The following is a 12,962-nucleotide window of genomic DNA, read 5'->3' on the forward strand; positions in this document are numbered from 1 at the left end:
TGTGCTGATGCTTGACCATGACGTGAGGGTGGCGCCGTCGCTGCTCTCGGCAGACTTCACCAGGCTCGCGGACGAGCTCGACGACATAGCCACGGCGGACCTCCTCCACTTCGACGTCATGGACGGTCACTTCGTGCCCAACCTCTCGTTCGGCGTGGGGGTCCTCTCGCAGGTCAAGCGTGCCACGGACCTTCCCGTCGACGTGCACCTCATGGTCTCGAACCCCGAGGAGTGCGTTCCCTGGTACCTCGACGCCGGCGCCGACGTGGTGAGCTTCCACTGGGAGGCCCAGACGCACGCCCGGAGGCTCGTCTCGCTCATCCACGAGGCGGGGGCCAAGGCGGCCGTGGCGCTCAACCCCGCGACCCCCGTGTCCTGCCTCGAGGAGCTCGTCGACGAGCTCGACATGGTGCTGGTCATGACGGTCAACCCCGGCTTCGGGGGCCAGGGCTTCATCGAGGGCTCCCTCGCCAAGCTCCGCCGCCTCAAGGCCCTCTGCTCCGCCCATGGCGTGAGCCCCAGGGTCGAGGTCGACGGGGGCATCTCGGCCGGGAACGCCGCCGCCGTGGCGGCGGCGGGAGCCGACGTGCTCGTGGCGGGAAGCGCCGTCTTCGGCGCGCAGGACCGCGTCCAGGCCATCCGGTCCATCAGGGACGCGGCCCTAGGCGGACTCGCGAGGCGCGCCTGATGCCGTCCGATGCCCCCCTCTACCTCGACTACGCCGCCTCGGCCCCGCTCTGCGACGCGGCGCGCGAGGCCGAGCTCGACTACGAGTCCTCCCGCATCGCGGGGGCGAACCCCAACTCCCTGCACAGCCTGGGCCGCGAGGCCGCCCGCGCCCTCGACGGCGCCCGCCGCGACCTCGCCCGCTGCCTGGGCGGCGGCTTCAGGCCCATGGACGTCACCTTCACCTCGGGCGGCACCGAGTCCAACAACCTCGCCCTCCTCGGCATGGCCGAGGCGGCACGCGAGAGGGACCGCAGGCGAACCAGGGTCCTGGTCTCCGCCATCGAGCACGACTCGGTCCTGGACGTCCTGCCCCCGCTGAGGGGCCGCGGCTTCGAGGTCGGGCTCGTGAGTCCCGACCGCCATGGCGTCGTCACCCCCGAGGCGGTGGGCGAGCTCCTGGGCCCGGACGTGGCCCTCGTCTCGGTCATGTGCGCCAACAACGAGACGGGCGTGGTGCAGCCCGTGGCCGCCATCGCGCGGAGGGCGCACGCGGCCGGCGCCCTCATGCACACGGACGCAGTCCAGGCCTTCGCCAGGATCCCGCTCGAGCTCGGGGACGTGGACGCGGTCTCCCTCGCCGCCCACAAGATCGGCGGCCCGGTGGGCGTGGGGGCGCTCGCCCTGCGCAGCCGCTGCCCGCTCAGGCCGCAGTCCTTCGGGGGCGGCCAGGAGCAGGGGAGGCGCGCGGGCACGCAGGACGTGCGCGGCGCGCTCGCCTTCGCCGCCGCCGCCCGCTCCTGCTCGGACGGGCTCTCCGAGCGCCGTCGCCTCGTCGCCTCCCGCGCCCAGGGCCTCTACGACCGCCTCTGCGCCCCCGGAACCGGCATCGAGGCGAGCGTCTCCCCCCAGATGGACGAGGGGCGCCTGCCCGGCATGGTCTCGCTGCTGGTGCCGGGCGTCGACTCCGAGACCCTGGTCCTCTCGCTCGACGAGGCGGGGTTCGAGGTCTCGGCCGGGTCTGCCTGCTCGTCGGGATCGCTGGACCCGAGCCACGTGCTCTCGGCCATGCGGATACCCCGCGAGCTCGCCCTCTGCTCCCTGCGCGTGTCCTTCGACGAGCGCGTGGGGGAGGACGACCTGTCGCGCTTCGCGGACGCCCTGCTCGCCCTCGTGTGCAAGAAGGCCGGGGCGTAGCGGACCGCCTCGCGCGACAGCAAGCCCGCCGGCACGAACCACCTGCGACCAAACACCATGCCCCCAAGGAGGCGGCACATGAAGGAATCCCAGGCACTGCTCAGGCTCCAGGAGATCGACCTCCAGCTCCTCAGGCTCAAGCGACAGCTCTCGGCCATGCCCCAGCAGAAGAAGCTCCAGGCCATCGCCCAGGCCAAGCGCAAGCTCCAGGGCGAGCTTGCCAGCATAGTGGGCCAGCGCAAGGACAGCGAGATGGACGTCGAGGACTCGGAGGCCGCGCACGACAAGTTCGTCGTCCTCATGGACGAGGTCAAGGCCCAGGCGGCGGAGCGCCAGGCGGACTACCGCCAGCTCACCGACCTCGAGGCGCAGCTCACCTCCCTTGCCAAGAGGCTCGAGAAAATCGAGTTCACGCATGGCGAGAAGGTCGAGCTCCGCGACCGCCTGCGCAAGGCGGAACGCAACGCCCGTGGCGTCATGGCGCGCCTGGACGAGGAGGCGGCCTCCCAGCAGGAGGCCTTCGAGCGGGCGTCCGCGGACCTCATGGCCGAGGTGCGCAAGCTCGCGGCCGAGCGCAAGTCCGTCGTCGCAGACCTCTCGGGCGAGGTGCTCGCGCGCTACGAGGCCGCCTCGAGGCGCTTCGGGGGCCTCGCCGTGGAGAGGCTCGCGGGCAACCTCCCCTCGGTCTGCCGCGTCAAGCTCCAGCCCAGCCAGTTCTCGGACCTCAGGCGCGCCGGCGCAGAGGTGACCGAATGCCCCTACTGCCACCGCATGCTGGTGTTCGAGGGGGCCTCCGATGAGGTCGAGTAGGGTCCTTCTCGCCGTGTGCGGCGGGATCGCCGCGTACAAGGCGGTCGAGCTCATGAGGGGCCTCCAGAAGGCGGGCTGCGACGTGCGCATCGTCATGAGCGAGGACGCGACACGCTTCGTGGGCCCCACGACCTTCGAGGCCCTCTCGGGACATCCCGTCACGACGAGCCTCTACGGCTCAGGGGAGGGCCCGATCCCCCACGTCGAGCTCGCCGACTTCGCCGAGCTCGCGGTGGTGGTCCCCGCCACGGCCAACGTGATGGCCAAGATGGCCGCGGGGATGGCGGACGACGCGCTCTCCACCACGCTCCTCGCGTTGGGCTGCCCCGTGCTGGTCGCCCCCGCCATGAACCTGCGCATGTGGCAGGCCCCGGCAACCCAGGCCAACCTCGCCACCCTGCGCTCGCGCGGGGTGCGCTTCGTCATGCCCGACTCCGGCAGGCTCGCCTGCGGCGCCGTGGGCACGGGCAAGCTCGCGCCCGTCGGGCAGGTCCTCGCGGCCGCCCTCGACCTCCTGGGCGGGGAGGCGCGCGACCTCGAGGGCCTTTCCCTCGTGGTTACGGCGGGGCCCACGCACGAGGCCATCGACCCGGTGCGCTACATCGCCAACGCATCGAGCGGGAAGATGGGCTTCGCCCTCGCACGCGAGGCGGCGAGGAGGGGCGCCTCCGTCACGCTGGTGGCAGGGCCCGTCTCGCTCCCCACGCCCGAGGGGGTGAGGCGCGTGGAGGTGGTTTCCGCCGCCCAGATGCACGATGCCGCCCTCGCTGCCTTCGACGGCGCGGACGTGGCGGTGTGCGCCGCCGCCGTGGCGGACTACACCCCTGCCGAGCCCGCGGACCACAAGCTCAAGAAGGCAAGGGAGCCGCTCGACTCCATCCGCCTGGTGCGCACGGCGGACGTCCTGGCCGAGCTCTGCGCCCGCAAGGGACGGCGCGTCGTGGTGGGCTTCGCCGCCGAGACCGACGAGCTCGTCCCCAACGCCCGCGCGAAGCTCCGCGCCAAGGGAGCCGACCTCATCGTGGCCAACGACGTCTCGCGCGCGGACTCGACCTTCGGCTCCGAGACGGACGCCGTGACGCTGGTCGACGCCTCCGGCGAGCTCGAGCTTCCCTGCCTGCCCAAGGACGAGGTGGCGCGCCGCGTCATGGACCGCGTGCGCGAGCTTGCCCTTCCCCGGGACCAGGGCTAGGGGGCGCGCATGGGAATCCTCATAGGGCTCGAGCGCGTCGACATGGAGTGGCCCAACAAGCGCGTGCTCGAGGGCCAGACCATCGGCATAGACGAGGGCGACCGCATAGGCATCGTGGGCAGGAACGGAGACGGCAAGTCAACCTTGCTCGAGCTCATCGCGCGCGAGGTGGAGCCAGACGCCGGCGCCGTCACCTGGAGGAACGGCATCAGCGTGGGCGTCCTGGGCCAGTCGGACGCTCTCACGGACGACGAGACGGTCGAGCATGCCGTGGTGGGGGAGCAGCCCGAGTACGTCTGGGCCTCCGACCCCCGCGTGCGCGGCGTCATCGACGAGCTCCTGGGGGACATCGACTGGCACGCCCGCGTGGGCGAGCTCTCGGGCGGGCAGCGTCGCCGCTGCGACCTTGCGCGCGTGCTCGTGGGGCGCTGGGACGTCCTCCTCATGGACGAGCCGACCAACCACCTGGACATGCAGGCGATTGGCTGGCTGGCCGACCACCTCAAGGGGCGCTGGCCCCAGGGGCAGGGGGCGCTCCTCCTGGTGACGCACGACCGCTGGTTCCTCGACGAGGTCTGCGACCACATGTGGGAGGTCCACGACGGCGCCATCGACCCCTTCGAGGGCGGCTACTCGGCCTACGTGCAGCAGCGCTTCGAGCGCCAGAGGCAGGCGGCCGTCATGGAGGAGAGGCGCCAGAACGTCCTGCGCAAGGAGCTCAACTGGCTCGCCCACGGCGCCAAGGCGCGCTCGAGCAAGCCCAAGTTCCGCATCGACGCGGCCATGGAGCTCCTCGCCGGCGACCCGCCCCTGCGCGACACCGTGGAGCTCAGGCGCATGGCGGTGAGCCGTCTGGGCAAGCAGGTCATAGAGATGAGGGGAGCGTCCTTCTCGTATCCCGGCTCGGACGCCCCCGTCGTCTCGGGCGTCGACTGGATCGTGGGACCGGGAGACCGCTTTGGCATCCTGGGAGAGAACGGCGCCGGGAAGTCGACGCTCCTCTCGCTCATGACGGGCAGGCTCCGTCCCAGCTCGGGGAGCGTGAGGATCGGCGCCTCAGTGCGCTTCGGCATCCTCTCACAGAACCTCGGGAGACTCTCCGAGAGGGACGGCTGGCGGGTCCAGGAGCTCCTCTCGAGCTACAAGAGCTACTACGTGGTGGACGGCAGGCAGCAGAGCCCCGAGCAGCTGCTCGAGCGCCTGGGCTTCGACCGTCGCGAGTTCGCGAGCTTCGTGGGCGAGCTCTCGGGTGGCCAGCGCCGCCGCCTCGCCATCATGTGCGTCCTCATGGAGGAGCCCAACGTCCTCGTCCTGGACGAGCCCGGCAACGACCTCGACACCGACATGCTGGCCGTGCTCGAGGACCTTCTGGACGGATGGCCCGGCACGCTCCTGCTCGTGAGCCACGACCGCTACCTCATGGAGCGCGTGACCGACGACCAGTTCGCCCTCCTTGACGGGCGGGTCCGCCACGTGCCAGGCGGCGTGGACGAATACCTGAGGCTCCTCGGCGAGCATGAGCCCGCCAACGACGGCGCACGGGCCCGCGTGGCGACGGCGCCCCCACCCGCTCCCGCCGAGGAGGGGGGAAAGGCGCGCCTCTCCAACGCCGAGCGTCGCGAGCTCAAGAAGCGCTACGATGCCGTGGGCCGCCGCCTCGAGCGGTTGGAGGGGGAGCCGGAGCGCCTCGAGGCAGAGATGGCGCAGGTGGACGCCTCGAACTACGAGGCCCTCATGGCGGCGCAGGCGTCGGTCGACGCGGCGCGCGCGGAGCAGGCCTCGCTCGAGGACGAGTGGCTCGAGCTCGGCGAGAGGCTGGGCATCGAGTAGGAAGAGGGAGGGAGATTCCACGTGCTGGAACTCCTGAGGAGGTATCTGGGGCCGTATCGCGCCAAGGCGGCCTTCGGCATGCTCGCAAAGGTCGTCGAGGTGGCCTTCGAGCTCCTCGTGCCGGTCATTGTGGCGTCCATGGTGGACGTCGGCGTGGCGCGGCACGACGGAAGGGCCATCGCCCTCAGGGGAGGGCTCCTCGTGGTCCTCGCCCTCGTGGGCTTCTGCTTCACGACGGTCTGCCAGAAGATGGCGGCACTGGTATCGCAGGGGATGGGGACCGACCTGCGCGAGGCGAGCTTCGCCAAGGCCGTGGGCCTCTCGGCCGTCGACGTCGACCGCCTGGGCCCCGCCTCGCTGGTCACGCGCATAACGAGCGACGTCAACCAGGTCCAGCTCGCCATCGCCCTGGGAATCCGCCAGCTCATACGCTGGCCCTTCCTGGGCGTGGGCTCCATCGTGGCCGCCCTCCTCATCGACTGGAGGCTCGGCCTGGTCTTCCTGGTCTGCACGCCCGTCATCGCCTTGGTGTTCTGGGCCGTGCTCTCGCGCTGCGTGCCCTACTTCCGGAGCATGCAGGAGAAGCTCGACCACATCTCGCTCCTGGTGAGGGAGGCCCTGGGCGGCGCGCGCGTGATGAGGGCCTTCCGCCGCGAGGACCACGAGCGCGGGCGCTTCCGCGTGGCGGCAGCCTCGCAGGCCGCGGACGCCATCGCGTCGGGACGTCTCTCGTCCCTGCTCAACCCCACGACGCTCCTCGTCATGGACCTGGGGGTCGTGGTCATCCTCTGGCTGGGCGGGGTGCGCGTCGACTCCGGCGCCCTCACCCAGGGGAAGGTCATCGCCTTCGTCAACTACATGACCCAGACCCTGCTCTCCATCGTCTACATCGCCAACCTCGTGGTGGTCTTCACCCGCGGCGCCGCCTCGGCGCAGAGGCTCGTGGAGGTGCTCGACTGCGAGCCGAGCGTGGTGGACCTCGCCAGCGGGCCGGTCGAGCCCCTGGCGGACGCCCCCGCCCTCGAGCTCGAGGGGGTCTCGTTCGCCTACCCGGGCGCGGCGGTGCCCGCCCTCGACGGCGTGACCCTCACGCTCGCGCGCGGGGGGAGCCTGGGGGTCATCGGCGGCACGGGCTCGGGGAAGTCGACGCTCGTCTCGCTCGTGCCCAGGCTCTACGACGCGGCCTCGGGCAGCGTCAGGGTCCTGGGGCATGACGTGCGGGAGTACCCCAGCGGACAGCTGCGCTCCCACGTGGGGCTCGTGCCCCAGAAGGCGGCGCTCGTCTCGGGCACCGTCCGCTCCAACCTCCTGTGGAGGAAGGGCGACGCGGGCGACGAGGAGCTCTGGTCCGCGCTCGCCACCGCCCAGGCCGAGGACTTCGTCCGCGACAAGGAGGGCGGCCTCGACGCCGTCGTCGAGGCCGGCGGGAGGAACTTCTCCGGCGGGCAGCTCCAGAGGCTGACTATCGCCCGCGCCCTGGTCGGCGAGCCCGAGCTCGTCGTACTGGACGACTCCGCCTCGGCCCTCGACCTCGCGACGGACGCCCGCCTGCGCGCGGCCCTCGCCCGCGACCTCTCGCAGAGCGCCCGCGTCATCGTGTCCCAGCGCGTGTCCAGCGTGCGCGGCTGCGACCAGATCCTCGTGCTCGACCACGGGCGCCCCGCGGGCCTCGGCACGCACGAGGAGCTCGTGGGGGGCTGCCCCCTCTACAGGGAGATCTGCCTCTCGCAGCTCTCCGAGAGGGAGGTGCTCGCCTGATGGCCAACCCATACCAGGCCGGGGGGTCCAGCGCCGGCCTCGTCTCGTCCGTCCGGGGAGGGGGCGCGTCCCTCTCGCCCAAGGGTGCCGGCGTGGCGGAGGGCCTCTCCGCGGGAGCGGTGCTCCGCAGACTGGGGCGCTACGTGGCCCCCCATGCCGCGTCGCTCGCGACCTCGTTCGTCGCGTCCATGGCCTCGGTGGCGCTGCAACTCTACGTCCCCATCCTCATCGGGCGGGCCATCGACGCCATGGCCTACGGTGGGGGCACCGCGGCGCTCGTCCCCGTGCTGAGGACGCTCGCCGCCGTGGTCGTCGCCGCTGCATCCTGCCAGTGGCTCTCGGGCTACTTCGTGAGCCGGCTCGCCTTCGAGACGGTGCGCGACCTGCGCGACGACGCCTACGACCACCTCTCGGACCTGCCGCTCGCGACCATCGACGCCCATCCCCACGGCGACCTCCTCGCTCGCGTGGTGGCCGACGCCGACGCGGTGGGCGACGGCCTCCTCCAGGGGCTCAACCAGCTCATGGGCGGCATCGTCACCATCGCGGGGACCATAGCCTTCATGTGCTCCATCTCGGTCCCCGTGGCGCTGGTGGTGGTGCTCCTCACGCCGGCCCTGGCCCTCGTCGCCTCTCTCATAGCCCGCCGCTCGTCCTCGAGCTTCGCCGCCCAGCAGGGCATCCAGGGCGAGCTGGGGGGCTACGTGGAGGAGGTCATGGGCAACCAGCGGCTCTTCACGGCCTTCGCCCGGGCGGACGGCGCACGCGAGCGCTTCGCCGAGATCAACTCCCGCCTCTACGAGTCGGGCGAGAGGGCCCAGTTCGTGAGCTCGCTCACCAACCCCGCGACGCGCGTCGTCAACAACGCGATCTACGCCGTCGTCGCAGTGGTGGGCTGCCTCTGCGTCATCGGCGTGGGCCCCAGCCCGCTCACCGTTGGCCAGGTGCAGAGCTTCCTCTCGTACGCCAACCAATACATGAAGCCCTTCAACGAGGTCTCGGCCGTGGTGGGCCAGGTGCAGGGTGCCTTCGCCTCCGCGCGCAGGCTCATCGAGCTCATGGACAGCGAGTCCCAGACCCAGGACGCGCCCGACGCCGCGGAGCTCGCCGACCCCAGGGGAGAGCTTGACCTGGAGGACCTGCGCTTCTCCTACGAGCCCGGCCACGAGGTCATCCACGGGCTCAGCCTCCACGTCCCCGCAGGCGGGCGCTTCGCCCTCGTGGGCCCCACGGGCTGCGGCAAGACCACCCTCATCAGCCTGCTGCTGCGCTTCTTCGACCTCGACTCCGGGCGCATCCTGGTCGACGGGCAGGACGTCTCGGGGCTCAGCGCCAGCAGCCTGCGCGCCGCCTTCGGCATGGTGTTGCAGGAGACCTGGCTCTTCGAGGGGAGCGTGCGGGACAACATCGCCTACGGACGTCCCGACGCCACCGACGAGGAGGTGGAGGAGGCGGCGAGGAGGGCCCACGCCCACAAGTTCGTCATGCAGCTTCCCCAGGGATACGACACCCCGGTGGGGGAGGGCGGCGGCAGCCTCTCGCAGGGGCAGCGCCAGCTCCTCTGCATCGCCCGCGTCATGCTAGCCGATCCCCCGGTGCTCCTGCTGGACGAGGCGACGAGCTCCATCGACACCCGCACCGAGCTGCAGGTGCAGGACGCCTTCGACCGCATGATGGTGGGACGCACCTCGCTGGTCGTGGCGCACCGCCTCTCCACCGTCCGCAACGCCGACTGCATCGTGGTCATGGACGCGGGCAAGATCGTGGAGATGGGCACCCACGACGAGCTCCTCGCCCGCGGCGGATTCTACGCCCGCCTCTATCAGAGCCAGTTCGCGCTCTCGTAGGCCTGCGCCCAGCTGCGGACGCGACGGGAGGGGACCCTCTCGCCTGGGGCCGTCCCTCCCACGGCCGCTACCGCTGGCGGCACGCCGGCTCCCCCGCATGCCACCAGCGACATAAGATGTCAACGCATGTGCCGCGTCAGGAGGGGGAAGCATGGAGAAGCGCTGGTATGACGTCGCCGTGGTCGGCGCGGGGGTGAGCGGTTGCGCCACGGCTCGGGAGCTCTCGCGCTACGATGCGAGCGTGCTGGTCCTGGAGGCGCTGGACGACGTGTGCTGCGGCACCTCCAAGGCCAACTCCGCCATCGTGCACGCGGGCTTCGACGCCGCCGAGGGCACGCTCATGGCGCGCCTCAACGTCGAGGGCAACGCGATGTTCCCCCAGCTCTCGCGCGACCTCGACTTCCCCTTCGAGCAGGTCGGGTCTCTGGTGGTCTGCCTGGACGAGGGGGCACGGCCCGACCTCGAGGCGCTCCTCGACCGAGGTGCCGCGAACGGCGTCCCGGGACTGCGGATAGTCGAGCGTGACGAGCTGCGCCAGATGGAGCCCAACGTCTCCGACGAGGCGGTCTGCGCGCTCTGGGCCCCGACGGGCGGCATCTGCGACCCCTGGGGCCTCTGCTGCGCGCTGGCGGAGAACGCCGCCGCGAACGGCGTCGAGTTCCGCTTCGACGCCAGGGTCGCCGCCATCGACCGCGACGAGGAGGGGCTCTGGCGCCTGCGGCTCGAGGGCGGCGGGGAGGTCGTTACGCGCACGGTGGTCAACGCCGCGGGCGTGCACGCCGACGAGCTGCACAACATGGTCTCGCCACGGCGCATGACCATCGTGGCGCGCCGCGGCGAGTACGAGCTCCTGGACACCACGGCAGGCGCGCACGTGCGCCACACCGTGTTCGCCCTTCCCACCAAGATGGGCAAGGGCGTGCTCGTCACCCCCACCACCCACGGCAACCTCCTGGTGGGACCCACCGCCGACGACATCGACGACAAGGACGACACGTCCACGACCCCCAGGGGAATGCGCTCGGTGGTCGAGAAGAGCGCCCTCACGGTGAAAGACGTCCCCTTCCGCGAGACCATCACCTCCTTCTCGGGCCTGAGGGCGCACCGTCCCGAGCACGAGTTCGCCATCGGGGAGGTTCATGGCGCCCCCGGCTTCGTCGACTGCGCGGGCATAGAGAGCCCGGGCCTCACGGCGAGCCCCGCCATCGGCGTCATGGTCGCCGGCATCGTCCGGGACATCCTGGGCCTCGAGCCCAAGGAGGGCTTCGTGGCGACGCGCAGGGGCTTCGTCGACCTGGACAAGGTCTCGCCGGACGAGTGGAACGCCCTCGTCGAGGGGGATCCCAGCTACGGGACCATAGTCTGCCGCTGCAGGAGGGTGAGCGAGGGGCAGATCCGCGACGCCTGCCATCGCGTTCCGGGCGCGCGCTCCGTCGACGGGGTCAAGCGTCGCGTGACGGCCACGATGGGCCGCTGCCAGGGCGGCTTCTGCTCGCCCCGCGTCATGCAGATCATCTGCGAGGAGGTCGAGGGGATGGACATGCTGCACGTGAGCAAGTCCGGTCCCGGCTCGGAGTACGTAGTGGGGCTCGCGAAGCAGCCCGTCGAGGGAGGCGAGGCTCGTGGCTAGCGCGGAGCGCCATGACGTGGTGGTGATCGGAGGTGGCTCCGCCGGCCTCGCCGCGGCGGTCGCGGCGCACGACGCGGGAGCGGGGGACGTCCTCGTGCTCGAGCGCGAGGGGCAGCTCGGCGGCATCCTCAACCAGTGCATCCACAACGGCTTCGGCCTCCACACCTTCAAGGAGGAGCTCACTGGGCCCGAGTACGCGGCGCGCTACGTGGCGCAGGCGACCGAGCGCAAGATCACCCACCTGCTCAGGACCACCGTCCTGGACGTCTCGGCCGACAGGGTGGTGACGGCCGTCAACGCCGAGCGTGGCGTCTTCCGCATCGAGGCCGGCGCCGTCGTGCTCGCCATGGGCTGCCGCGAGAGGCCGCGCGGCGCGCTCGGCATCGCGGGGACGCGCCCTGCCGGCGTCTACACCGCCGGCTGCGCCCAGAGGCTCGTCAACATCGACGGCTACCTGCCCGGGCGCGAGGTCGTGGTGCTGGGCTCGGGCGACATCGGGCTCATCATGGCGCGCCGCCTCACCCTTGAGGGGGCGCACGTCGCCTGCGTGGCGGAGCTCATGCCCTACTCGGGAGGCCTCAAGCGCAACATCGTGCAGTGCCTGGACGACTTCGGGATCCCCCTCTACCTCTCGCACACCGTCGTGGGTGTCGAGGGAAGGGGACGCGTCAAGGCGGTGACCATAGCTCGGGTGGACGAGGCCCTTCGTCCCATCCCAGGGACAGAGAGGCGCTATGAGTGCGACACCCTGCTCCTCTCGGTTGGGCTCCTGCCCGAGAACGAGCTCAGCCGCCAGGCGGGGGTCGAGCTGAGCCCCGTGACCCGCGGGCCTGTGGTGGACGAGTCCCTCCAGACCAGCGTCCCGGGCATCTTCGCCTGCGGCAACGTCCTGCACGTCCACGACCTCGTGGACTACGTGAGCGAGGAGGCTGCCGTCGCGGGGAGGTCCGCCGCGGCGTGGGCTCTGGGAGGGGGACGGGCGGCTGCCTCAGATGCCATGCCGACCGAGCACGAGCTCGTCTGCGGGGAAGGTGTCCGCTACACCGTCCCCGCGCACCTCTCTCCCCAGAGGATGGGGGAGAGGCTCACCTTGCGCTTCCGCGTGTCCGGCGTGTACCAGGACTGCCACCTGAGCGTCTATGCCGGTGAGCGGCGCATCGTGCACCGTCGCAAGCAGGTCGTCGCCCCCGGCGAGATGCAGGAGGTCGTGCTGCGGCGCGACCAACTCCAGGGGCTGCACGGGGGAGAGAAGATCCGCGTCCTGCTCGAGGAGGCATAGGTGCCATGGAGACCAGGGAACTCACCTGCATACGTTGCCCGAGGGGCTGCCAGGTCGAGGTGACGCTCGACGGCGACGAGGTCGTGGGGGTCAGGGGCAACGCCTGCCCCCGCGGTGACGCGTACGCGCGCAAAGAGGTCTGCGACCCCACCCGCGTCGTGACCACTACGGTGCCCGTGGGGGGGTCGGCAGTCGCCGCGGTGGTCTCGGTCAAGACGGCAGGCGACGTTCCCAAGGCGCGGGTGTTGGACGTCGTGCGCGCCCTCGCGGACGTGAGGCTCACGTCCCCCGTCCGCATCGGGGACGTGGTGCTAGCAGACGTCTGCGGCACGGGCGTGGACGTCGTGGCCACCAAGGACGTGTAGGCGGCGGGCGGCGGGAGCTCCCGTCACGCCTCCCAGCGGAAATGCGCGAGGTCGACCCTCCCGTCGGGGAGGAAGCCCACGCCCTCTCCCTCGAGGAGGTCCCTCTGCGCGTCTGGACCCCCGAAGGCGAAGCCCGGCGCGAGCCTGCCGTCCGCGAACACGACGCGGTGGCAGGGCACGCCTCCGGCCATACCGGGGCTCTGGTGCATGGCAAAGCCCACGTAGCGAGCGCGACACGGCTCGCCCGTCATCGCCGCGACCTGGCCGTAGGTGGCCACGCGCCCGCGCGGCACCTGTCGCACCACGTCATAGACGCGCCCGAAGAAGCCCTTGTCCGCCATGTCCGTCCCCCTGCCTCGCGCTGGAGCCGCCATCGTGCCCGTCGTCC

At 71.4% G+C, this 12,962-nt stretch carries 11 protein-coding genes; 10 read left to right on the forward strand and 1 reads right to left on the reverse strand.

Annotated elements, in window-relative coordinates; genetic code table 11:
* The first annotated feature begins 7 nt into the window (after positions 1-7).
* The 10 genes from rpe (at position 8) to ACMPH2_RS02235 (ending at position 12,574) form a co-directional block, all read left to right on the forward strand.
* On the forward strand, positions 8-688 hold the full coding sequence (gene rpe, locus ACMPH2_RS02190; RefSeq protein WP_417118502.1) for a ribulose-phosphate 3-epimerase: 681 nt from the start codon (positions 8-10) through the stop codon (positions 686-688).
* A complete protein-coding gene (locus ACMPH2_RS02195; protein WP_417118503.1) occupies positions 688-1,863 on the forward strand; it encodes a cysteine desulfurase family protein in 1,176 nt (391 codons plus the stop codon). The genes rpe and ACMPH2_RS02195 overlap by 1 nt, the downstream gene beginning before the upstream one ends.
* A 78-nt stretch (positions 1,864-1,941) precedes the next feature.
* Entirely contained in the window at positions 1,942-2,673 is a 732-nt protein-coding gene (locus ACMPH2_RS02200; RefSeq protein ID WP_417118504.1) for a zinc ribbon domain-containing protein, read from the forward strand.
* A complete protein-coding gene (gene coaBC, locus ACMPH2_RS02205) occupies positions 2,660-3,865 on the forward strand; it encodes a bifunctional phosphopantothenoylcysteine decarboxylase/phosphopantothenate--cysteine ligase CoaBC (RefSeq protein ID WP_062530322.1) in 1,206 nt (401 codons plus the stop codon). The genes ACMPH2_RS02200 and coaBC overlap by 14 nt, the downstream gene beginning before the upstream one ends.
* Positions 3,866-3,874: 9 nt before the next feature.
* Entirely contained in the window at positions 3,875-5,695 is a 1,821-nt protein-coding gene (locus ACMPH2_RS02210; protein WP_417118505.1) for an ABC-F family ATP-binding cassette domain-containing protein, read from the forward strand.
* 21 nt (positions 5,696-5,716) lie between these two features.
* Positions 5,717-7,453 (forward strand): ABC transporter ATP-binding protein, encoded by a 1,737-nt coding sequence (locus ACMPH2_RS02215; RefSeq protein WP_314638371.1) that lies wholly within the window; start codon positions 5,717-5,719, stop codon positions 7,451-7,453.
* Complete coding sequence (locus ACMPH2_RS02220; RefSeq protein ID WP_417118506.1) at positions 7,453-9,300, forward strand: ABC transporter ATP-binding protein; 1,848 nt, start codon at positions 7,453-7,455, stop codon at positions 9,298-9,300. Before ACMPH2_RS02215 ends, ACMPH2_RS02220 begins: the two co-directional genes overlap by 1 nt.
* Positions 9,301-9,451: 151 nt before the next feature.
* Positions 9,452-10,930, forward strand: a complete 1,479-nt coding sequence (locus ACMPH2_RS02225; protein ID WP_417118507.1) for an NAD(P)/FAD-dependent oxidoreductase — start codon at positions 9,452-9,454, stop codon at positions 10,928-10,930.
* Positions 10,923-12,209 carry an NAD(P)/FAD-dependent oxidoreductase gene (locus ACMPH2_RS02230; protein WP_072499949.1) on the forward strand — a complete coding sequence of 429 codons (1,287 nt, stop codon included), beginning with the start codon at positions 10,923-10,925 and terminating at the stop codon, positions 12,207-12,209. Before ACMPH2_RS02225 ends, ACMPH2_RS02230 begins: the two co-directional genes overlap by 8 nt.
* A gap of 5 nt (positions 12,210-12,214) precedes the next feature.
* The gene (locus ACMPH2_RS02235; protein WP_417118508.1) at positions 12,215-12,574 is read left to right on the forward strand and encodes a DUF1667 domain-containing protein; all 360 of its coding nucleotides are present in this window, start codon (positions 12,215-12,217) and stop codon (positions 12,572-12,574) included.
* A 23-nt stretch (positions 12,575-12,597) separates the two neighbouring features.
* Here ACMPH2_RS02235 and ACMPH2_RS02240 read toward each other — a convergent pair whose 3' ends face one another.
* Positions 12,598-12,915, reverse strand: coding sequence for an MGMT family protein (locus ACMPH2_RS02240; RefSeq protein ID WP_417118509.1), 318 nt, complete (start codon positions 12,913-12,915; stop codon positions 12,598-12,600).
* Between the last annotated feature and the right edge of the window lie 47 nt (positions 12,916-12,962).

This window comes from Olsenella phocaeensis, from assembly GCF_048189965.1.
In the GTDB taxonomy this organism is placed as follows: Bacteria; Actinomycetota; Coriobacteriia; order Coriobacteriales; family Atopobiaceae; genus Olsenella_I; species Olsenella_I phocaeensis.

Excerpts from the sequence above, each read along its gene's own strand:
- rpe (WP_417118502.1), top strand. The coding sequence starts at position 8 with ATGCTTGACCATGACGTGAGGGTGGCGCCGTCGCTGCTCTCGGCAGAC.
- ACMPH2_RS02195 (WP_417118503.1), top strand. The coding sequence starts at position 688 with ATGCCGTCCGATGCCCCCCTCTACCTCGACTACGCCGCCTCGGCCCCG.
- ACMPH2_RS02200 (WP_417118504.1), top strand. The coding sequence starts at position 1,942 with ATGAAGGAATCCCAGGCACTGCTCAGGCTCCAGGAGATCGACCTCCAG.
- coaBC (WP_062530322.1), top strand. The coding sequence starts at position 2,660 with ATGAGGTCGAGTAGGGTCCTTCTCGCCGTGTGCGGCGGGATCGCCGCG.
- ACMPH2_RS02210 (WP_417118505.1), top strand. The coding sequence starts at position 3,875 with ATGGGAATCCTCATAGGGCTCGAGCGCGTCGACATGGAGTGGCCCAAC.
- ACMPH2_RS02220 (WP_417118506.1), top strand. The coding sequence starts at position 7,453 with ATGGCCAACCCATACCAGGCCGGGGGGTCCAGCGCCGGCCTCGTCTCG.
- ACMPH2_RS02225 (WP_417118507.1), top strand. The coding sequence starts at position 9,452 with ATGGAGAAGCGCTGGTATGACGTCGCCGTGGTCGGCGCGGGGGTGAGC.
- ACMPH2_RS02235 (WP_417118508.1), top strand. The coding sequence starts at position 12,215 with ATGGAGACCAGGGAACTCACCTGCATACGTTGCCCGAGGGGCTGCCAG.
- ACMPH2_RS02240 (WP_417118509.1), bottom strand. The coding sequence starts at position 12,915 with ATGGCGGACAAGGGCTTCTTCGGGCGCGTCTATGACGTGGTGCGACAG.